The organism is Pseudomonas sp. Irchel s3h9 (assembly GCF_900187475.1).
Lineage (GTDB): Bacteria > Pseudomonadota > Gammaproteobacteria > Pseudomonadales > Pseudomonadaceae > Aquipseudomonas > Aquipseudomonas neuropathica.
In genome coordinates this window covers 317678-338421 of the sequence record NZ_FYDH01000002.1, presented here as the reverse complement: position 1 = coordinate 338421, position 20744 = coordinate 317678, and the positions used below count along the sequence as shown (strand labels likewise).

Genomic DNA, 20744 nt, shown 5'->3' with positions numbered 1-20744 from the left:
GTGACGCAGAGCGTCACCGGAGTCATTCCCACGCGGAGCATGGGAACGATCAGTTGCAGTTAGTGGGACTCCCCAGCCTTCAGCCCTTGCGGCAATTTCTTGGTCAACAAAATCGCCAACATGCTGATCCCCAGCGCAATCCCGACAAAGTGAAACGCATCGTTGTAAGCCATGATCGCCGCCTGCTGATGGACGATCTCGCTCAGCTTGCCCAACGCCGCCGTATCACTGCCAAACCGATCAGTCATCGACGCCAACCGCTCGGCCACCTGCGGATTGGTCGGCACCACCGCCTCGCGCAAATAATCGAAGTAAGTCTTGGTGCGCGCATCCAGAAGCGTCGCCAACAAAGCAATACCGATCGCACCGCCGAGGTTACGCAGAATATTGAACAGACTCGACGCCGACCCCGCATCCTGCGGCAAAATGTAAGCCGTGGCGATCAGCGAAATGGTCACCATGATCAGCGGCTGCCCCAGCGCTCGAATGATCTGGATCTGATTGAACTGCGGCCCGGCAAAATCCGGGTTGAGCACCCCCGATGAAAAACTCGCCAACCCGAACAGCCCAAAGCCGATCGTGCACAGCCATTTCGGCGAAACAAACTTCATCAGTTTGGGCACCAGCGGAATCAGGAACAGCTGCGGCACGCCCATCCACATGATCACTTCGCCGATCTGCAGGGCGTTGTAGTTCTGGATCTGCGCCAGATACAGCGGCAACAGATAGATTGAACCGTACAACCCGACACCCATGCCCAGACTGGAAATACTCGACAGACCGAAATTGCGATTACGCAGGATGCCCAGATTGATCAGCGGATTCGGTTTGGAAATCTGCACGATCACAAAGGTAATCAGGCTGAGCAGGGCAATGCTGCCCAGGGTCACGATCAGGCTCGACTCCAGCCAATCCTTGCGATGGCCTTCTTCAAGGAATACCTGCAGACAACCGAGGCCAATCCCCAGCGTGAGAATGCCGGTGTAGTCGGTGCTTTTCAGCAGTTCCCAGTGCGCTTCTTTCTTCTCCAGCCCGTACATCAGGCCGGCAATCATGATCAGGCCCGGCGGAATGTTGATGTAGAAGATGTATTCCCAACCCCAGTTTTCCGTGAGCCAGCCGCCCAGCGTCGGGCCGATGGATGGGGCGAAGGTCGCGGTCATGGCAAACATCGCCATGCCTTTGGCGCGGTGGTGTTCGGGGAGTTTGATCAAGGTCAGGGTGAACGCCAGCGGGATCAGCGCGCCGCCGGTAAAACCCTGCATGGCGCGGAAGACGATCATGCTCTCCAGGCTCCAGGCCATCGAGCACAGCAGCGATGAAACCAGAAAGCCCAGCGACACCCACACCGCCAGCCGTCGTGCCGACAGCAGTTGCACCAGCCACGCGGTCAGCGGAATCATGATGATTTCCGCGACCAGATACGAGGTGGAAATCCACGAGCCTTCTTCCAGCGTCGCCGACAGTGCACCCTGAATATCTTTCAGTGACGAGTTGGTGATCTGGATGTCGAGCACGGCCATAAAGGCGCCGAGCATCACGCTCATCACCGCAATCCAATCGCGCCGGGTCGGTTCGCCGACCGGGCGGATCAGCGAATCACCGGCCATTGTCCGGGGCGTCTTTGATGTTCACTTTGGCAGTGACGGACATGCCCGGGCGGATCTTGCCGTGCAGCGGGTTGTCGGCCTTGAAGGTCAGTTTCACCGGAATCCGTTGCACGACTTTGGTGAAGTTGCCGGTGGCGTTGTCCGGCGGCAGCAGGCTGAATTGCGCGCCGGACGCGGCGAACAGGCTGTCGACCCGCGCTTCGATCGGCGTGTCGCCATAGGCATCGAAGGTCAGCTCGGCTTTCTGCCCGGGTTGCATGCGGCCGATCTGGGTTTCCTTGAAGTTGGCCTGCACCCAGATATCTTCGTCCGGGACGATCGACAGCAGGTAAGCGCCAGCCTGCACCACTTGGCCGTTACGGGCGGCGCGCTGGCCGACCAGACCACTGATTGGTGCGTGGATTTCGCTGCGGGTCAGGTTGAGTTCGGCTTGCGCCAGATCGGCGCGGGCGTTGGCGATCTGTGCGTCGAGGCGTTTGATTTCTGCGTTCAGGGCGTTGACCTGCTGACGCTGACCTTGCGCATCGGCCTGCGCCTTGGCCACTTGCGAACGGGCGATATGAGCGTCAGCGGAGAGGGTGGTCACGCGTTCTTCGGAAACGTAACCGGGCTTGCGCAGGGTTTCGGCACGCGACAAATCCATCTGCGAGCGCCCGAGCGTTGCTTGGGTGGTTGCCACTTGTGCGTCGCTGGAAGCAATCAGACTGGCTTGCTGAGTCAATTTGCTTTGCGCTTGCAGGCGCTCGGCTTCGCGGCTGGCGAGGGCGGCATTGGCGCGATCGATGGCCAGACGGAAGTCATTCGGTTCGAGGCGCACCAGCAACTGGCCTTTTTCCACGTGTTGATTGTCCTGCACCAGCACTTCATCGATGCGCGCGCTCAACTGGCTCGAGATACGGGTGATTTCGCCCTGGACATAAGCGTTGTCGGTGCTTTCATAAAAGCGTCCCTTGAAGAACCAATGGGCGAAAAAGCCCCCGGCGACCAGCAGGACGAGCAGTAGGAAAATCAACAGGCGACGCTTGAGTTGGGCAGGCATGGGCAAACTGTAGTCGATGAATTGTAAGGAAAGTTATCAGCAGGCGAATCTGGCATACAGCCGATAAACGGTAAATGCCATCCGCTGATATTTGCCCATTCACCACGGCTTACGGGCGTTCCAGACGCAAACTTGGCTTAAATGCCCTGCCCGCTGGAGCGGGGCGGGTGTCGCCTGTTACCATTCGCCGCTTGATTGTTTTGCTTTTCATTCTTTTCGAGACATGCCATGACCACCGTCCGCACTCGCATCGCGCCATCGCCTACCGGGGACCCCCACGTAGGTACCGCTTACATCGCATTGTTCAACTACTGCTTTGCCAAGCAGCATGGCGGTGAGTTCATCCTGCGCATCGAAGACACCGACCAGTTGCGTTCGACCCGCGAGTCCGAACAGCAGATCTTCGACGCCCTGCGCTGGTTGGGTATCGACTGGAGCGAAGGCCCGGACGTTGGTGGCCCGCACGGTCCATACCGTCAGAGCGAGCGCGGCGACATCTATCAGAAGTACTGCCAGCAACTGGTCGACATGGGTCACGCGTTCCCGTGCTTCTGCACCGCTGAAGAGCTGGATCAGATGCGCGCCGAGCAAATGGCTCGCGGCGAGACCCCGCGCTACGACGGCCGCGCACTGTTGCTGTCGAAAGAAGAAGTCGCCGCCCGTCTGGCCGCTGGCGAGCCGCACGTTATCCGCATGAAAGTGCCGAGTGAAGGCGTTTGCGTGGTGCCGGACATGCTCCGTGGCGACGTCGAGATCCCGTGGGATCGCATGGACATGCAAGTGCTGATGAAGACCGACGGCCTGCCGACATACTTCCTCGCCAATGTGGTTGACGACCACCTGATGGGCATCACCCACGTGCTGCGGGGCGAAGAGTGGCTGCCATCGGCACCGAAACTGATTCTGCTTTACGAGTACTTCGGCTGGGAGCAACCAGAGCTGTGCTACATGCCGCTGCTGCGTAACCCGGACAAGAGCAAGCTGTCCAAGCGCAAGAACCCTACCTCGGTGACATTCTACGAGCGCATGGGCTTCATGCCGGAAGCGATGCTCAACTACCTCGGCCGCATGGGCTGGTCGATGCCGGACGAGCGCGAGAAGTTCTCGCTGCAGGAAATGGTCGACAACTTCGATCTCAAGCGTGTCTCGCTGGGCGGGCCGATCTTCGACATCGAGAAGCTGTCGTGGCTCAACGGCCAGTGGCTGCGTGATCTGCCGGTGGAAGAGTTCGCTGCACGCGTGCAGAAGTGGGCGTTCAATTCCGAATACATGATGAAGATCGCGCCGCACGTTCAGGGCCGCGTTGAAACCTTCAGCCAGGTTGCCCCGTTGGGCGGGTTCTTCTTCGCCGGCGGCGTCAATCCGGATGCCAAGCTGTTTGAATCGAAAAAGCTTTCGGGCGATCAGGTTCGCCAGTTGATGCAGTTGATCCTGTGGAAGCTGGAAAGCCTGCGTCAGTGGGAGAAGGACAACATCACCGCGACGATTCAGGCCGTGGTCGAATCGCTGGAGTTGAAACTGCGCGATGCGATGCCGCTGATGTTTGCTGCGATCACCGGTCAGGCGAGTTCCGTCTCGGTGCTCGATGCCATGGAAATCCTTGGCCCGGATCTGACCCGTTATCGTCTGCGGCAGGCGATTGACCTGCTGGGTGGCGTGTCGAAGAAAGAAAACAAAGAGTGGGAAAAGCTGCTGGGCGCTATCGCCTAAGCGCTTGCGGCTTTGTGCAGGAGCTGCCGAAGGCTGCGATCTTTTGATCGTGCCTTCGGCGCTTCTCCCGAATTTACGGGGGGAGGGCGGTAAGTGATTGTTATGCCGACGAAAAATTTTGAAATTTTTCAAAAATAAGTTTGACAGGCTTTCGATACGCCCTTAAGATTCGCCCCGTCCTCAGCGATGACATCAACGATGAGGGGCTATAGCTCAGCTGGGAGAGCGCTTGCATGGCATGCAAGAGGTCGACGGTTCGATCCCGTCTAGCTCCACCAATTTACACTTCGAAGCCTGGCCACACCGGCTCCGAAGCGATCAACACTCAGCGTTGATCAGTTGTATAGAAGGGTTTGCGTCCCCTTCGTCTAGTGGCCTAGGACACCGCCCTTTCACGGCGGTAACAGGGGTTCGAGTCCCCTAGGGGACGCCAGTTTTACAGAAGTGATGTTGCAAAATGTCACTCCGCCGCGAGGCGAAAAATCCGGGGCTATAGCTCAGCTGGGAGAGCGCCTGCATGGCATGCAGGAGGTCAGCGGTTCGATCCCGCTTAGCTCCACCAATTTACAGTTCAAGGTCTGGCCACACCGGCCTTGAATCGATCAGTTCTCAGCGCTGATCAGTTGTATAGAAGGTTTGTGTCCCCTTCGTCTAGTGGCCTAGGACACCGCCCTTTCACGGCGGTAACAGGGGTTCGAGTCCCCTAGGGGACGCCACGATTACCCGCTCTGCGGGATTTTATAAGGGTCATTCAATTATTGAATGGCCCTTTTGTTTGTCTGGCGTTTGGCCAATTCTCCTTTTTCCTTACACTGTGCATCAGACCAGCGGTCATATCCTTGACTTGCGGAATATTATTATGCGAATAATATTCTAGTCGTAATATTCGGAGGCAACGATGAACGATAAAAAAGCTCAAACCCGCGAACGCATCCTCAAGGCTGCCAGCGCCGCACTGATTCAGCGTGGCCCGGCTGACCCTAGCGTGGGCGAAGTGATGGGCGCGGCCGGCCTGACCGTTGGCGGTTTCTATGCGCACTTCGAAAGCAAGGACGCGATGATGCTGGAAGCGTTCAAGCAGCTTCTCGGCCGCCGCCGCGACCTGATTGCCGACATGGATGCCGAACTGACCGGGGAAGAGCGCCGCGCCTTGGTCGCCGCGTTTTACCTGTCGCGCAAGCATCGTGATTCCAGCGACGCGGCATGCCCGATTCCAGCGTCGATCGGCGAGCTGGGGCGTTTGCCGGAATCGTTCCGCATCGCGCTGAACGAGCACCTGGAATTGATGATTGCGCAGTTGGCGTCCAGCCCCGAGGACACCGACAAAGCCCTGGCCGACGTGGCCTTGATGGTGGGTGGTCTGGCACTCGCAAGAGCGCTCGGCCCGGGAGATTTATCCGATCGATTGCTGCGCGCTGCTAAGTCGGCGGTGCGTTGACCTGAAGGCAACACGCCTGAGGAGAGAGCGATGAGCACGTTGAAGTGGGTTCGTGGCGTTAATGGCACCTTGGGCTGGATTGCACCGAAACGCGTGGCGAGCAAAATGCGTCTGGCATTCATGACGCCACGTTCGCTGCCTCTTCGTGATTGGGAGTTGCCGCTGCTGGCCAGTTCCGAACGCATCACTTTGCGCTTTGGCCTCTCGGCGCTGCGCTGGGGCCAAGGCCCGACAGTGCTGCTGATGCACGGCTGGGAAGGGCGGCCAACCCAGTTCGCCGCGCTGATCACTGCGCTGGTCGATGCCGGGTATACCGTCGTCGCGTTGGATGGTCCGGCTCACGGTCGTTCGCCGGGGCGTGAAGCCAATGTCGTGTTGTTCGCTCGGGCAATGCTCGAAGCCGCTGCCGAGTTGCCGCCATTGCAAGCGGTGATCGGTCACTCCATGGGCGGCGCCAGCGCCATGCTCGCCGTGCAGTTGGGCTTGCGCACCGAAACCCTAGTCAGCATCGCCGCACCTGCGCGAATTCTGGGTGTACTGCGCGGTTTCGCCCGCTACGTCGGTATGCCGCCGCGAGCGCGCTCCGCCTTCATCCGTCAGGTCGAGCAAGATGTCGGTATGCGCGCCGCGACGCTCGACGTTGCCCACTATCAACTGGATATGCCCGGCCTGATCGTGCATGCCGAGGACGACAATTTCGTCTCGGTCAAGGAATCGCAACTGATCCACGAATCCTGGTTCGACAGTCGCCTGTTGCGCCTTGAGGGCGGCGGGCACCAGCGCGTGCTGGCCGACCCTCGGGTGATTGATGGCGTGTTATCACTGCTGGCCGGCCGCAGCCTTCAGGCGCGCCAATCGGCCTGAGCTCCGTTACACTGCTCCGGTTGAATACTTTGACCGGGAGTGGGGCATGGGTTGGGATCGGGCAACGCCGTTTACCATTGATCTGCAAGTAGGCGCTGAGGATATCGACGGATTGGGCCACGCGAATAACGCCGTATACGTGACCTGGCTCGAGCGCTGCGCCTGGCGCCACTCGCAGCGTCTGGGCCTGGATCTGGTCGAGTATCGGCGACTGGATCGGGCGATGGCCGTGGTCCGTCACGAGATCGATTATCTCGCCGCCGCCTATGAAGGCGACGAACTGCAATTGGCAACCTGGATTGTCGATTGGGATCAACGCTTGAAGATGACCCGGCATTTCCAGCTCAAGCGCCCGAGCGACAACACCACGTTGTTGCGCGCGCAGACCACGTTTGTCTGTATCGAGCTGTCCACGGGCAAGCCAAAGCGCATGCCGGCCGAGTTCGTCGAGGGCTACGGACCGGCGATCCTGGCACTAGCCTGACCCGATCCCTGTAGGAGCTGCCGAAGGCTGCGATCTTTTGATCTTGATCTGCAAACAGCAAAATCAAAAGATCGCAGCCTTCGGCAGCTCCTACAAGGGATCTGCGGATTTGCGCGATATCCAGTAAACTGCCGCACGTTTTTCTTCAAGTAGTGTTTTCCCATGCAAATTGCTCTGGCGCCCATGGAGGGGTTGGTCGACGACATTCTCCGCGACGTGCTGACCCGCGTTGGCGGCATCGACTGGTGTGTGACCGAGTTCATTCGGGTCAACGACCAGTTGCTCACGCCGGCCTATTTCCACAAGTTCGGCCCGGAGTTGCTCAACGGTGCCCGCACCGCCTCCGGTGTGCCATTGCGCGTGCAATTGCTCGGTTCCGACCCGGTTTGCCTGGCGGAAAACGCTGCACTGGCCTGCGAACTCGGCTCCGAAGTCATCGACCTCAACTTCGGCTGCCCGGCCAAGACCGTGAACAAGTCCCGTGGCGGCGCGGTACTGCTCAAAGAGCCGGAGCTGCTTAACCAGATCGTCGAGCACGTGCGTCGCGCTGTACCCGCGCACATTCCCGTCACCGCAAAAATGCGCCTGGGCTTCGACAGCCCCGACGGTTCGCTGGTCTGCGCCACTGCGCTGGCTGAAGGCGGCGCCGAGCACATTGTGGTTCATGCCCGAACCAAAATGGACGGCTACAAGCCGCCGGCGCATTGGGAGTGGATTCCGCGCGTGCAGGAGGTGGTCAAAGTCCCGGTGTTCGCCAACGGTGATATCTGGAGCGTCGAAGACTGGCGGCGTTGCCGCGAAATCAGTGGCGTGGAAGACATCATGCTCGGTCGCGGTCTGGTCTCGCGCCCGGATCTGGCCAAACAGATCGCTGCCGCTCGCGCTGGTGAAGAAGTTGTTGAGATGACCTGGGCCGAGCTGATGCCGCTGATCCAGGACTTCTGGCTGCAAGCCAAAGCGCAGATGACTGCACGCCAATCGCCAGGCCGCTTGAAGCAATGGCTGGCCATGCTGACGCGCAATTATCCCGAGGCTGCCGAGCTGTTCACCGTTCTGCGTCGTGAAACTGAGCCGGATCATGTCTCGCGTCTGCTCGGTCTGCCAGTGGCTGAAGCGGCCTGAAAAAAATCTGCAAATAATCTCTTGAAATCATTTCAGCGGTCCCTATCTAAGGGGTACGCGATGCCGAATTCGGGTCGCGGAGTCAAAAAACCTTGCTGATTGTTTTCAGGAGATTTGAACCATGAGTACTGCATTTTCCCTCGCGCCACTGTTCCGTTCCTCGGTAGGTTTCGACCGTTTCAACGACCTGTTCGAAACCGCCCTGCGCAACGAGCCAGGCAGCAGCTACCCACCTTACAACGTCGAAAAGCACGGTGATGACCAATACCGCATTGTCGTAGCGGCAGCCGGTTTCCAGGAAGAAGACCTGGAACTGCAAGTCGAGAAAGGTGTGCTGACCATCAGTGGCGGCAAGCGTGATGCCAACGAAGGCGTGACCTTCCTGCACCAGGGCATCGCCCAACGTGCTTTCAAGCTGTCCTTCCGCCTGGCCGATCACATCGAGATCAAGGCTGCGGATCTGAAAAACGGTCTGCTGAGCATCGACCTGTTGCGAGTGATCCCGGAAGAAGCGAAAGCCAAACGCATCCCGATCAACGGGGTGGAGAAGCCGGCGTTGCAGCACTGAGTCATGTGCCGCAACACAATCGTCTGAACCGGCGATGAGCCGCTGAATGAAGGCCCCGATACGTCGGGGCCTTTTTTGTGCGCGCAAAGAAAGCGGACGCAACGTTTGCCGCTGCCTTTGTGGCTCTTTACAATCCGCGCCAACAAGGCCGGCACTCCCTAATTCCCGCTGGCCCCGGAGCCTTTGTTCATGGACGAAATGGAACAGCGCTGGCTATACGCGCTTTCTGCGCCTTTGGTCGCCCTCAATCCCGACGCCGATTACACCGCACCCACCTATTGCTTTGACCTCAAACATGTCGATGTCGAAGGTGGTTGGGGCATCACTACGCGCGAACAACTGTTGGACATGCTGCGTACTGCCGATGACGGCCACGCTACGCAGTTGAACGAAGCCTATCGGCAATGGGAGCGGTGTCTGCCGTCCGAATGGCAGGCCTTGCTCGCAACACTCGACACTCGCCAGCGAGCTTTCTACGAATTCGCCAGTCGCACATTTGGCGAGTGCGGTTCAGGTGGCATCCGTGCCTGGGACCTTGGCCGCATGGGTTTTCTGCTGCGTTCTGCGGTGCTGCACGGCTGGATCGATCTCACCGAAAGCCTTTGGCTGCATGGTCGCATGGCGGCACGCGCGCGCTACTACTACGACAGTTGGACGAGCTACCTTAACGGCTTTGTCTTCGGCAAAGCCTTCTGGCATTGCCTGGGCAACAAGGATGAAGAGCTGGAACACGAATATGACCGGCAAGGCGATTACATAGGCACCACCGTGGTCATCAGCAAGCTTGATCGTGATGCGCGCGCGCTGTTCGCACAATTGCCGTGGGACATGCCCCTGCATCCACCCGAGCGGCCTGATTCGCTAGGGGAGTTCGACTGGTCATGAGCTGCTGGATTCGCTTGGGTATCGAGCCCACCAAAGACAACGACGTCATTCGCGGCGCCTATCGCGCGCGCTTGCCGCAGCACCACCCGGAAACCGATCCGGAAGGTTTTCAGGCGTTGCGTGAGGCCTATGAACTGGCACTACGCTTTGCCCGCGAGGAAGCCGAGGAACCGGATCAACCGGTTGCAGGTGAGGTCAGTCCTGCCGATCAGACGATGGCCGACTTTGAAGCATTGCTGCTTGATCCAGCGCGTCGCTTTCACCCGGTGGCCTGGCAGGCATTCAACCTTGAGCTGGACCGTCTGCCGCTGGAGGTACTGGACGAAGTTTGCTGGCCATTGCTACGTGAGTTGCTCGACGCCGGCCCGATTTCCCATGTCTGCGCCCGTTTGTTGGCCCAGCGCCTGGGATGGGCAAGCCGCATGCTGGATCTGGATTTCGACAACGCACGGCATGTCGACGAGTTTTTGCAGCGGATCAGCGCGGCGGATCCGTTCGACACCTCGTTGATGAGCCATTGGCCCGCTGTCGCGCAACTGGAAACTCTCTGGTATGTGCGCACCCTGAATCACCTGCACCGAGAGGCGTCGCTCGACGACTACCGTCATTTCGCCGGCCTGCACACTTGCATCCCGCTGCCTGCTGATGACGGGTTATTACAACGCCTGGCCATACAGTTCAGTCAGGCTGATATCGCCAACAAAGACTTTCTCGACATTATCAGCGAGCAGCACCGGCTTGCACCTGAAGATGTCGACTGGCTGTATCTGTTGGCCTGTCAGCGCAGTGCGCTGGGAATGGAAGAGTTGGCACTGCAGGCGTGGGTGCGGCTCTGGCGCGAACATCAGCATCCGAAAGCGGCGACGTGGTTACTGGCATTGTGCGCGCGACATCAGCCTCAGCGCCTGCCGCTGCTGATTCAGGCCTTTGATCGTCTGGAAAACTTCCGCGACTGGTCCGAGGATCTGAGCGATGTCAGCCAAGAGTACGGCAGTCCATCGCAGCGCCCGGAGACACTCGGGCGTTGGTTTAGGGCCAGGCAACTCGAGTTGCAGGACATTGCCGGTGCATTTGTCGAATGGCGTATCAGTGGTGACGAGTTGCCGTTGTTGGCGGCGCTGATCATTGACAGTGATGACCGGCCGCTGCAAACGCTTTACCAGCATGCCTGGGCTTTGCACCGTGGTGATGTGCCATTGCTGCGACGCATCATGGAGGCATCCGAGCCGGAGGATGTGCTCGATCAACTGGTGCTGGAAGGCTTGCAGTATCAGGCCGGGCAGCAGATCTGCTGGTTGACCCGGGCGCCGATTCCTCAGGCCCTGGAAGCGTTTCTGGCCAGTGACTCGACACTGCCGCCGGCGCTGGAAAAGGGCGAACCGCTTGAACTCAGCCTGCTGTGGATGCGCCGTTTGCGCACTTACGACGCCCGATCGCTGGCGCGGCTTGCCGAAGCGTTCAGTCTCGACAAACGTGACGAACGGCTTGCGGGGCTCAAGTTGCAAGCGCAACTGGCCGCGCAAGGCATGCTGCTTCCGGCCGTCGATAGCTATTCTGATGTCTGGGAATGGCATCGTCAGGCGATTTACCTGCTGGCCACCCTCGACGATCCGACGCGTTGGCTGGATGCGCAATCGGCACACTGCGTCGACGCCATGAATATTGCGCGTGAACACCCCTTGGCCCGTTTGCAGCCGCTGCTCTGTCGCCTGAATCGCGAGCAGGGCTGTGCCAGTGGCCTGCTCGGCTGGCTGCAAGCGGCGGATCCGGTGCACTCGCTGCTCGCGCGCAAGTTGTTCAGTGTGCATGAGGCGCTCGACAGCACTCGGCTGTTGGGTAATGACCGTTTGTTCGAGTGCATGCGCAGCGACATCGCCAGCTTCAACGAAGATTTGCTCGGGCGCATGCTCTTGGGTGGAGTCCTTTACCACGACCCGTTGCTCACTGCGCAACAGCGCAAATACCTGCTGGAAAGTATCACCGAGGTGGTCAATCCACAGGACTGGTTCGACGGCTTCCGTCACAGTCTGATCAAGGGTGAGCCTGTTCACCCGCCCCGTGAGGCTCTCACGGAGGAGGGTGTCAGCGACGCCTTTTACCTGGCGCTGGATGTGCTGAAGGATCTGGTGCGTTTTGGCAATCTGGGCGTGCCAAGGCAGAAAGTTCTGTTGCGCATGCAGCGGGCCAAGGATGACCCGGAAAATGGACTCGGTCTGCGCTTCGCATTCAGCGCATTGCTGTCGTGGTCTGAGCGTTTGCTGCTGGCCAAGGCAGAGACCCGTCCAACCCCCGCCGGAGCGTTCTGGCGCCTGGGTACCCGGCTGGGGCGCGGGGCGTTTATCTGGCAGGTGATTGGCGCGTTGCTGGTGACGCCCGTGGCGGCGTTGCTCAGCGGTACGCCCGTGTCCGGCATCGTCGTGTTGCTACTGGGTCTGGCGTTTCTGCTCGGTGCGGTCCTGCGCCGTTTGCATGACATGGGGCGGGGCATTCCGATGTTACTGATTTTGGTAATGCTGTCGCCGGTGTTGCCGTTCCTGCCGCTGATACTGTTCGGTTTTCCCGGAGAGAAGCTGCCCAATCGTTATGGCGTGCCACCGGACAGTGGCGGTGAAGACACCTTGTCCGGTGGTTTGCAGGCGACCTTGCGGCGACTTATCGGCTAGAGGCGCAACTCATCCAGTACCTTGTTGAGTTGTGAGCGGTGGCTGGCGATTTCTTCCGATCGCTGGCCGCCCAGCACCGTGGTGAAACTGTCCAGCCAGTCGGCAATCCGCTGGCGTTCTTCGCCCAGACTTTGCGTCCACGCCCGTTCCAGTCGAGCCAGCAGGGTTCGGTTGGGCAGAGTGTCGCGGGGGTGAATTTTCAGTGTACTCAAGCGTTCATGACTGGTTTGCCGCGATTGCGCATCGAGTCCGGTCGGGCTGCGGTCAATGCTGTGGCTGTGGCGTTCGCCCGTCCCTGGCAGGGTGACGTCAACTTCGAGCAAACCGTTGATGTCATAACTGAAGCGCACATCCAGCGCCTGGATATCATCGCTGGGCGTCAGCGTGACATCGAAAGCATCGATAAAAATGTTGTCGCGTACCCACGGACGTTCGCCCTGATAGACCGCAATACGGATGACTTCCTGCCGTGGAGATGTCGTGTGGTAACGCTCCACCCTTGAGGTCGGAATGATGGTATTGCGCTCGATGATCGGCGAAAACGCGCCTTTGATGTCTTCGCCGCGTATGGTCGAAATCCCCAGCGTATACGGGCAGACATCCGTCAGAATCAACTCTTCAACCGCCCCGTCACGCGCCTTGCACGCCGCTTGCGTCGCCGCCCCGAGCGCAACAATGGTATCCGGATCAAGATGCCGGTAAGGTAGGCGCCCGAACAGCGTGGCAACCATTTGCTGCACCGCCGGCATGCGCGTGGCGCCGCCGACCAGCACCAGGCTGTCGAGGTCGCGGGGCTTGAGTCGGGCATCGCGCAGGGCCTGTTCGATCGGCGCGCGCAAACGGGCCAGTAGCGGCTCCCAGATTTTTACCGCCGCCGCTTCGTCCAGTGACCATTCGAAGGTCTTGTCGGCGTGGCGCCAACTCAGTTGTTGAATGCCTTCGCCGAGTTTGCATTTCAGTTGCTCCAGGGCATCACCGAGGCTGGCCATGCTTTGCGCATCGACCATTGCCGGAGTCAGTTGCCAGTGCTTCAGGCAGGCCTGCAACAGCGCGGCAGTGAAGTCTTCGCCGCCGAGAAAGTTGTCGCCGGTGGAGGCGTGCACTTCGATCAGTGGCAACGCGTATTCCAGTACCGTGACGTCGAAGGTGCCGCCGCCCAGATCGAAGATCAGCGTGCGTTCGAATTTCTGTTCATGCAGCCCGTAAGCCATCGCGGCGGCGGTCGGCTCGTTGATCAGGCGTGTCACCGAGAGCCCAGCCAGTTCGGCGGCAAACAGCGTGCGTTTGCGTTGTTCGTCGCTGAAGTACGCCGGCACGGAAATCACTGCTTCCGAAACCGCGTGGCCGAGAAAGGCTTCGGCGTCCTGCTTGAGTGAGCCGAGTACCAGCGCCGACAACTCTTCCGGGCTGAACTGACGTGTACCGAGCTGGACTTGTTTATCGCTGCCCATGAAGCGCTTGAACGCTGCAGCGGTGCGATCAGGGTGCGTGGTCAGGCGCGCGCGCGCGGCTTTACCGACCAGAATCGTGTCGTCTTCATCGAGACTGACTACCGATGGCGTCAGCACATCACCCAGGGCGTTGGGAATCAGTCTGGCCTGACCGTCCTGCCAGACGGCGATCAGACTGTTGGTGGTGCCAAGGTCGATGCCCAGCAGAGCCGGGCGGGGGAGGGATGCATCCTGCATGACAGATCTCGAAACGGCGCAAAAAATGCGACCCTACAGGTTGGCGCAAACCGTGGCAATTGCGCGTCTGTTGCAACGTGCACCGGTTACGGCAGGAGCTTTTTCAGATCCTCGAGCGCAACCGGTCGGCTATGCAGATAGCCTTGATACAAATGGCAGCCCAAACCCTGCAGGAACGCCAGTTGTTCGGGAGTTTCCACGCCCTCGGCAATCACCTCCAGCTCCAGGCTGCGCGCCATGGCGACAATCGCGCGGATGATCTCGGCATCGTTCGGGTCGGTCGTGGCATCGCGGATAAACGACTGATCGATTTTCAGCGTGTCCACCGGCAGGCGCTTGAGGTAGGTCAGCGACGAATAGCCGGTGCCGAAGTCGTCCATTGCGAAACTGACGCCGAGCTTTTTCAGCCGGCGCATTTTGCTGATGGTGTCTTCCAGATTCTGGATGACGATGCCTTCGGTGATCTCCAGTTTCAGCAGTGAGCAGGGCAGGCCATGGCTGCTCATGCTGTGTTCGATGCGTTCGACAAAATCGTTCTGGCGGAACTGCCGTGGACTGATGTTCACGCACAGGCTGAAATTCAGCGGGTCGACCAGTTTCAGCGCAATCAGTTGTTTGAAGGCATTGCAGGCTTCGTCGAGGATCCAGGTACCGACTTCGAGAATCAGGCCGCTGTCCTCCAGCACTTTGATGAACTCGGTAGGAGACTGCGCGCCCAGTTCCGGATGATTCCAGCGCACCAGGGCTTCGGCACCGATGATGCGGTTGTCGCGGGCGTCGACCTGCGGCTGAAAGTGCATGGTGAATTCACCGCGCGACAGCGCCAGACGCAAGTCGGTCTCCATGCGCAGCCGCTCGCTGGCGGCTTTCTGCATGGTGTTGTGATACATCTGCGTGGTGTTGCGCCCGGAATCCTTGGCTCGGTACAGGGCGATGTCGGCGCGTTTGAGCAGGTCGGTCGGCGTCGAGCCATGATCGGGAATCAGCGCCACGCCGATGCTCGGCGTCACCTGCAGGCGCTGGCCGTCGAGGAACATCGGTTCCGAGAGCAATTCGCGCAGGGTGTCGGCCAGATTGCGCACTTGTGCGCTGACTTCATTACGCGAGCCTTCGAGACCGCTGAGCAGCACGACAAATTCGTCGCCGCCGAGGCGCGCGACCGTGTCTTCCATGCGCACACTGGCTTCGAGCCGCGCGGTGATGATCTTCAGCACCGTATCCCCGACCGGATGGCCGAGGGAGTCATTGATGTGCTTGAAGTGATCGAGATCGAGAAACAGCAAGGCACCGCGCAGGTTGTGACGCTTGAGCAAGGCGATCTGCTGGCTCAGGCGATCCATCAGTAGAGCGCGGTTGGGCAGGTTGGTCAGCGGGTCGTGATAGGCCAGATGGCGAATCTGCGCTTCGGCGTTTTTCAGCAGGCTGACGTCCCGCGCGGTCAGCAGCAGGCACGCGGTTTCATTGAGGGTGATCGGCTCGACCGAGACCTCCACCGTCAGCATTTCCCCGCGTTTGTTGCGCCCGAGCATTTCCTGATGGTGTACGCGGCCCTTGATCTGCAACTCGGCGAGTAATGCCGAACGTTGTTTTTCCTCGGCCCAGATACCCACCTGATACACGGTTTTGCCCACGACCTCTTCAGCGCGATAGCCAGTGAGGCGGCAGAAACCGTCGTTGACCTCCAGATAACGTCCGGTGTCGCGCTCGGTGATGGTGATCGCGTCGGGGCTGGAGTGAAACGCCTTGGCGAATTTCTCTTCACTGGCTTTCAGCGCCGCTTCCGAGCGCTGCTGCTGGGTAATGTCGCGCAGGGTCGTAACGATGCAGGGTTGATCGCCGACGCTGATCTGCCGGCTGGAAATCACACAGGTCAGCGACTGGCCGTCCTTGTGTTGCACGATGATCGCGACATTGCTCAGGCCTTGTTCGCGAATCACCCTTTCAATGCGTTGCAGACTTTTTGCCGATGCGTCCCACAGGCCGATTTCTTCGGCGGTGTGGCCAATCACGTCGGCGGCGCTCCAGCCGAAGGTCTGGGTAAAGCTGTTATTGATCTCGATGAACTCGCCACTGTCCTGGCGGGTGACGCAGATCGGGTCCGGGCTGACCTGGAACAGCGTGGCGAATTTCTCTTCCGAGGCCACCAGCCGCTGCTCGCGCTCGACCTGATCAGTGATGTCGAGCAAGGTGCCGGCCATGCGCAGCGGCGCGCCGTTGTCGTCACGGTAGAGGCGGGCGCGGCTTTCCAGATAGCGCGAACTGCCGTCCGGCAGTTGCACGCGATAAGTCAGTTGATAATTGCCCGCCGGGCCTTCACGCAGGCTGCGGTAGGCGTCGCGCATGCTGTCGCGCTCTTCGCCGGGTACGCCTTCAAAAAACTCTTCAAACGATTCATGAAACGGTATCGGTTCGAGCCCGTGCAATTGCGCGGCCCGCGCCGAGCCGTAGAGCATGCCGCTGGGGATGTGCCAGTCCCACGTGCCGAGCTGTGCCGAGTCCAGCGCTAGATCGAGGCGTTCCTGGCTGTCTTTCAAGGCGTGTTCGGCGGCTTTGCGTTCGGTGGTGTCGAGGAAGGTGCTGAGCAGATACGGCTGGCCTTCGAGCTCGACTTTCTGCGCACTGAGAATGCCGTCGTGAATCTGCCCGTTGCTGGCGCGAAATTGCACTTCCATGCTGATCAGTTCGCCCTTGGCCTTGGTCTTCTTCACCAGTTCGCCGCGTTGCTCCGGATGCACCCACAACCCCAGCTCCAGCGTGGTACGACCAATGGCGCTCTGCACCGGCCAGCCAAACAGGCTTTCAAAATACTGATTAGCCTCGCTGATCAGGCCGTCTTCCTGACGGGTCAGCAGGACCATGTTCGGGCACAGGTGAAAAAGTGTCGCGAAACGTTTCTCCGAGCTGCTCAGCGCCTGTTCGCGCTGACGCTGGTGGGTGATTTCACGAATCACCCCGATCATTCGGGGGCGGCCGTTTTTGTCCGGCAGCAGGCTGCCGCTGATCTCGAGCCAGTGCAGGCTGCCGTCAGGCCAGCGGATGCGGTGGTGCATCGCTTGTTCCAGCGGCGCGCCGGCGATCACCGCGTGGAAGGCGCGCACGGTTTTTGCGCGGTCTTCCGGCGGCAGCAAGTCAAGGTATTCAAGATCTTCTGGCAGCGGTTGCCGCGGATCGAAGCCGAACAATGCCTGAGTGCCACGTGACCAACTGATCTGCCCGCGCTCGATGTCCCAATACCACGCGCCGAGCCGCGCGCCGTTGAGCGCCGCCAGCAATTGCGGCGCGCTCTCCCAGCTCTGCTCGGAATGACGCGGGTCAATCGCCTGGATACGCGGCATCGGCGGAATTCGGTCAACAGATTTCGGCATTGTGGACAGGCCTTGAGCTGATGGTGGCGTTAGGCACAGGGGTAGCGGCTCTATAGGAGTAGCACAAGTTGGCCTCAAGTCCCTGGCAGATCGATTTGTGCATCCAGCAACGCCATAAAGGCTCTTGCCGCGTTCGAGAGCGTCCGTTCAGTGTGCAGGATATAGCCTAGCTGGCGACTGAGCTGTATGCCCGGCAATACGATGCTTGCCACCTGCTCATCGAGCATGGTGCGTGGCAAAACGCTCCAGGCCAGACCAATCGACACCATCATCTTGATGGTTTCCAGGTAGTTGGTGCTCATGGCGATGTTCGGCGTCAGGCCCTGGGCCTCGAATAAACGTTGGACAATGTGGTGCGTGAAGGTGTTACCGCCGGGGAAAACTGCCGGATGACCGGCGATGTCCGCCAGACTGACGGCGCCGTTATTGATCAGCGAATGCTCCGGGGCGACCACGAAATCCAGTGGGTCATCCCAGACAGGTGTGGCTTTGACCAGCGTGTGAGGCTCCGGCGCGAGGGTGATGACCGCCAGTTCGGCGCGGCCATGGAGAATTTCTTCGTAGGCCACTTCCGAATCGAGGAACTGAATATCCAGCGCCACCTGTGGGTAACGGCGGGTGAATTCCCTTAACAGCGGCGGCAAGCGGTGCAGGCCGATGTGGTGACTGGTGGCCAGGGTCAGGCGCCCGCTGACTTCACCCGTCAGGTTGGTCAGGGCGCGCCGGGTGTCGTCCAGCACATTGAGAATCTGATAAGCCCGTGGCAACAGGGCGCGGCCGGCCTCGGTCAGGCCGACTTCACGACCCAGCCGATCGAACAGGCGCACCTTCAATTGTTGCTCCAGCCCGGCGATGCGTTTGCTGATCGCCGGCTGCGTCAGGTGTAGCCGTTCGCCGGCGCCGGAGAAGCTGCCGGTCTCGGCAATCGCGATAAAAGCGTTGAGGTTGGCCAGATCCATGTTCGTATTCCAGTTGGTTATCCAAAGCATAAAAAATATGAATTTGAGTTATTTAATCTAACCCCATAGGATCGGCCTCACAAGCCAAAGGGTTATTGATAAGCCCAGGGCATAGAAACAAGCTGATGAGGAACCGTCTGATGGCCGGCAAAACGCTCTACGACAAGCTCTGGGATTCGCATTTGGTCAAACAGCGCGACGATGGCTCGGCGCTGATCTACATCGATCGTCACATCATTCACGAAGTGACCTCGCCGCAAGCCTTTGAAGGCCTGCGTCTGGCCGGGCGCAAGCCTTGGCGCATCGATGCCAACATCGCGACCCCGGACCACAACGTACCGACGACTCCAGAGCGCAAGGGCGGCATCGAAGCCATTGCCGATCAGGTCTCGCGTTTGCAGGTTCAGACCCTCGATGACAACTGTGATGAGTACGGCATCGTCGAGTTCAAGATGAACGACGTGCGCCAAGGCATCGTTCACGTCATCAGCCCGGAGCAGGGCGCGACCTTGCCGGGCATGACCGTGGTCTGCGGCGACTCGCACACCTCGACCCACGGCGCATTCGGCGCTCTGGCTCACGGTATCGGCACTTCCGAGGTCGAGCACGTGCTCGCCACCCAGTGCCTGGTCGCCAAGAAAATGAAGAACATGCTGGTGCGCGTTGAAGGGCAATTGCCGTTCGGCGTGACCGCCAAGGACATCGTCCTCGCGGTGATCGGCAAGATCGGCACCGCCGGCGGTAACGGCCATGCCATCGAATTCGCTGGCAGCGCGATCCGCGACTTGTCCGTTGAAGGCCGCATGACCATCTGCAACATGTCCATCGAAGCCGGCGCCCGCGTCGGTCTGGTGGCGGCGGATCAGAAGACCGTCGATTACGTGAAGGGCCGTCCTTTTGCACCGAAAGGCGCCGAATGGGACATGGCCGTCGAGGCCTGGAAAGACTTGGTCTCCGACTCTGACGCCAAGTTTGACACCGTGGTTGAACTCGACGCCGCGCAGATCAAACCGCAAGTCAGTTGGGGCACTTCGCCGGAAATGGTTTTGGCCGTTGATCAGAACGTGCCGGATCCAGCCAAAGAGATGGATCTGGTCAAGCGCGACTCGATCGTCCGTGCCTTGAAATACATGGGTTTGACCGCCAATCAGGCGATCACCGACATTCAACTGGATCGCGTGTTTATCGGTTCCTGCACCAACTCGCGGATCGAAGATTTGCGCGCTGCAGCCGTCATCGCTAAGGGCCGCAAAGTCGCTTCGACCATCAAGCAAGCGATCGTGGTGCCGGGCTCGGGTCTGGTCAAGGCTCAGGCTGAGGCCGAAGGTCTGGACAAGATTTTCCTCGAAGCCGGTTTCGAATGGCGTGAGCCGGGCTGCTCGATGTGCCTGGCGATGAACCCGGATCGTTTGGAGTCCGGCGAGCATTGCGCCTCGACCTCCAACCGTAACTTCGAAGGCCGTCAGGGTGCCGGTGGCCGTACCCACCTCGTCAGCCCGGCCATGGCTGCTGCGGCAGCGGTGAACGGTCGTTTCATCGACGTCCGTGAATTGATCTAAAGGAGCGCAGCATGAAAGCTTTTACCCAGCACACTGGTCTTGTCGCGCCTCTGGATCGTGCCAACGTCGACACCGATCAGATCATTCCGAAACAGTTTTTGAAGTCGATCAAGCGCACTGGTTTTGGTCCGAACCTGTTCGATGAGTGGCGTTACCTCGACGTTGGCCAGCCGTATCAGGACAACTCCAAGCGCCCTCTGAACAAGGACTTCGTCCTCAACGCCGAGCGTTATCAAGGCGCCAGCGTGTTGCTGGCCCGTGAGAATTTCGGTTGCGGTTCCAGCCGTGAGCACGCGCCGTGGGCGCTGGAAGAATACGGTTTCCGCAGCATCATCGCGCCGAGTTACGCCGACATCTTCTTCAACAACAGCTTCAAGAACGGTTTGTTGCCGATCATCTTGAGCGATGCGGAAGTCGACGAGTTGTTCAAGCAGGTCGAGGCTGAGCCGGGCTATCAATTGCAGGTCGATCTGCAGGCGCAGACTGTGACTCGCCTGGATGGCAAGGTGTACAGCTTTGAGATTGATGCGTTCCGCAAGCACTGCCTGTTGAATGGTCTGGACGATATCGGTTTGACCTTGCAGGACGGTGATGCGATTGCGACGTTTGAGGCCAAGCATCGGGTTAGCCAGCCGTGGTTGTTTCGCGACGCGTGATTAGTCAGGGCCGGCCCCTTCGCGAGCAGGCTCGCTCCCACCTTGGAATGCATTTCAAATGTGGGAGCGACGGTGCGACGATTCGACCTGCTCGCGAAGGCGGCAGCCCAAACAACAAAAATATCAGGATGTGA

Annotated in this window: 15 protein-coding genes and 4 tRNA genes; 14 read left to right on the top strand and 5 right to left on the bottom strand. The window is 59.6% G+C overall.

The genetic code is table 11. From position 1 onward, the window contains the following. Positions 1-59: 59 nt before the first annotated feature. Positions 60-1550, bottom strand: coding sequence for an MDR family MFS transporter (locus CKW26_RS04515; RefSeq protein ID WP_176471255.1), 1491 nt, complete (start codon positions 1548-1550; stop codon positions 60-62). A gap of 49 nt (positions 1551-1599) precedes the next feature. Further along, positions 1600-2649 carry an HlyD family secretion protein gene (locus CKW26_RS04510; RefSeq protein ID WP_095047661.1) on the bottom strand — a complete coding sequence of 350 codons (1050 nt, stop codon included), beginning with the start codon at positions 2647-2649 and terminating at the stop codon, positions 1600-1602. Positions 2650-2877: 228 nt separating this feature from the next. Here CKW26_RS04510 and gltX point away from each other — a divergent pair, with 228 nt between their 5' ends. From gltX to CKW26_RS04450, 12 genes are all read left to right on the top strand, one after another. Continuing rightward, on the top strand, positions 2878-4359 hold the full coding sequence (gene gltX, locus CKW26_RS04505) for a glutamate--tRNA ligase (protein WP_007913414.1): 1482 nt from the start codon (positions 2878-2880) through the stop codon (positions 4357-4359). A 202-nt stretch (positions 4360-4561) separates the two neighbouring features. Further along, positions 4562-4637 (top strand) — tRNA-Ala (locus tag CKW26_RS04500). 79 nt (positions 4638-4716) lie between these two features. Then, a tRNA-Glu gene (locus CKW26_RS04495) sits at positions 4717-4792 on the top strand. Between the two features lie 53 nt (positions 4793-4845). Then, positions 4846-4921, top strand: a tRNA-Ala gene (locus tag CKW26_RS04490). 78 nt (positions 4922-4999) lie between these two features. Further along, positions 5000-5075: transfer RNA gene (locus CKW26_RS04485), tRNA-Glu, on the top strand. A 182-nt stretch (positions 5076-5257) separates the two neighbouring features. Continuing rightward, on the top strand, positions 5258-5797 hold the full coding sequence (locus tag CKW26_RS04480; RefSeq protein WP_007913421.1) for a TetR/AcrR family transcriptional regulator: 540 nt from the start codon (positions 5258-5260) through the stop codon (positions 5795-5797). Positions 5798-5827: 30 nt separating this feature from the next. Then, on the top strand, positions 5828-6661 hold the full coding sequence (locus tag CKW26_RS04475) for an alpha/beta fold hydrolase (RefSeq protein ID WP_095047660.1): 834 nt from the start codon (positions 5828-5830) through the stop codon (positions 6659-6661). Positions 6662-6707: 46 nt separating this feature from the next. Next, complete coding sequence (locus CKW26_RS04470; protein WP_095047659.1) at positions 6708-7145, top strand: thioesterase family protein; 438 nt, start codon at positions 6708-6710, stop codon at positions 7143-7145. A 162-nt stretch (positions 7146-7307) separates the two neighbouring features. Next, positions 7308-8267: a tRNA-dihydrouridine synthase gene (locus CKW26_RS04465; protein WP_038363617.1), complete on the top strand. Its 960-nt coding sequence runs from the start codon at positions 7308-7310 to the stop codon at positions 8265-8267. A 121-nt stretch (positions 8268-8388) separates the two neighbouring features. Continuing rightward, positions 8389-8835 (top strand): Hsp20 family protein, encoded by a 447-nt coding sequence (locus tag CKW26_RS04460; RefSeq protein ID WP_093432063.1) that lies wholly within the window; start codon positions 8389-8391, stop codon positions 8833-8835. Positions 8836-9024: 189 nt separating this feature from the next. Then, positions 9025-9720: a DUF1266 domain-containing protein gene (locus CKW26_RS04455; RefSeq protein WP_095047658.1), complete on the top strand. Its 696-nt coding sequence runs from the start codon at positions 9025-9027 to the stop codon at positions 9718-9720. Further along, entirely contained in the window at positions 9717-12383 is a 2667-nt protein-coding gene (locus tag CKW26_RS04450; protein WP_095047657.1) for a DUF805 domain-containing protein, read from the top strand. Before CKW26_RS04455 ends, CKW26_RS04450 begins: the two co-directional genes overlap by 4 nt. Here the strand turns inward: CKW26_RS04450 and CKW26_RS04445 are convergent. From CKW26_RS04445 to CKW26_RS04435, 3 genes are all read right to left on the bottom strand, one after another. Next, entirely contained in the window at positions 12380-14071 is a 1692-nt protein-coding gene (locus tag CKW26_RS04445; RefSeq protein WP_095047656.1) for a molecular chaperone HscC, read from the bottom strand. The two genes, CKW26_RS04450 and CKW26_RS04445, sit on opposite strands and share 4 nt — an antisense overlap. Before the next feature lie 86 nt (positions 14072-14157). After that, entirely contained in the window at positions 14158-17436 is a 3279-nt protein-coding gene (locus CKW26_RS04440; RefSeq protein WP_095047655.1) for a PAS domain S-box protein, read from the bottom strand. A gap of 74 nt (positions 17437-17510) precedes the next feature. Continuing rightward, complete coding sequence (locus CKW26_RS04435) at positions 17511-18395, bottom strand: LysR family transcriptional regulator (RefSeq protein WP_038363629.1); 885 nt, start codon at positions 18393-18395, stop codon at positions 17511-17513. Positions 18396-18535: 140 nt separating this feature from the next. Between CKW26_RS04435 and leuC the strand changes: the two genes are divergently transcribed. Both leuC and leuD read left to right on the top strand, forming a co-directional pair. Beyond that, a complete protein-coding gene (gene leuC / locus CKW26_RS04430; protein ID WP_095047654.1) occupies positions 18536-19954 on the top strand; it encodes a 3-isopropylmalate dehydratase large subunit in 1419 nt (472 codons plus the stop codon). An 11-nt stretch (positions 19955-19965) separates the two neighbouring features. Beyond that, entirely contained in the window at positions 19966-20610 is a 645-nt protein-coding gene (gene leuD, locus CKW26_RS04425; RefSeq protein ID WP_095047653.1) for a 3-isopropylmalate dehydratase small subunit, read from the top strand. Positions 20611-20744 lie beyond the last annotated feature (134 nt).

What these genes read in the sequence shown, in the direction of transcription:
- CKW26_RS04445 (WP_095047656.1), bottom strand. Translation starts at nt 14,071, where the DNA reads ATGCAGGATGCATCCCTCCCCCGCCCGGCTCTGCTGGGCATCGACCTT.
- CKW26_RS04465 (WP_038363617.1), top strand. Translation starts at nt 7,308, where the DNA reads ATGCAAATTGCTCTGGCGCCCATGGAGGGGTTGGTCGACGACATTCTC.
- CKW26_RS04470 (WP_095047659.1), top strand. Translation starts at nt 6,708, where the DNA reads ATGGGTTGGGATCGGGCAACGCCGTTTACCATTGATCTGCAAGTAGGC.
- CKW26_RS04480 (WP_007913421.1), top strand. Translation starts at nt 5,258, where the DNA reads ATGAACGATAAAAAAGCTCAAACCCGCGAACGCATCCTCAAGGCTGCC.
- CKW26_RS04510 (WP_095047661.1), bottom strand. Translation starts at nt 2,649, where the DNA reads ATGCCTGCCCAACTCAAGCGTCGCCTGTTGATTTTCCTACTGCTCGTC.
- leuD (WP_095047653.1), top strand. Translation starts at nt 19,966, where the DNA reads ATGAAAGCTTTTACCCAGCACACTGGTCTTGTCGCGCCTCTGGATCGT.
- gltX (WP_007913414.1), top strand. Translation starts at nt 2,878, where the DNA reads ATGACCACCGTCCGCACTCGCATCGCGCCATCGCCTACCGGGGACCCC.
- CKW26_RS04460 (WP_093432063.1), top strand. Translation starts at nt 8,389, where the DNA reads ATGAGTACTGCATTTTCCCTCGCGCCACTGTTCCGTTCCTCGGTAGGT.
- leuC (WP_095047654.1), top strand. Translation starts at nt 18,536, where the DNA reads ATGGCCGGCAAAACGCTCTACGACAAGCTCTGGGATTCGCATTTGGTC.
- CKW26_RS04440 (WP_095047655.1), bottom strand. Translation starts at nt 17,436, where the DNA reads ATGCCGAAATCTGTTGACCGAATTCCGCCGATGCCGCGTATCCAGGCG.
- CKW26_RS04435 (WP_038363629.1), bottom strand. Translation starts at nt 18,395, where the DNA reads ATGGATCTGGCCAACCTCAACGCTTTTATCGCGATTGCCGAGACCGGC.
- CKW26_RS04475 (WP_095047660.1), top strand. Translation starts at nt 5,828, where the DNA reads ATGAGCACGTTGAAGTGGGTTCGTGGCGTTAATGGCACCTTGGGCTGG.
- CKW26_RS04455 (WP_095047658.1), top strand. Translation starts at nt 9,025, where the DNA reads ATGGACGAAATGGAACAGCGCTGGCTATACGCGCTTTCTGCGCCTTTG.
- CKW26_RS04450 (WP_095047657.1), top strand. Translation starts at nt 9,717, where the DNA reads ATGAGCTGCTGGATTCGCTTGGGTATCGAGCCCACCAAAGACAACGAC.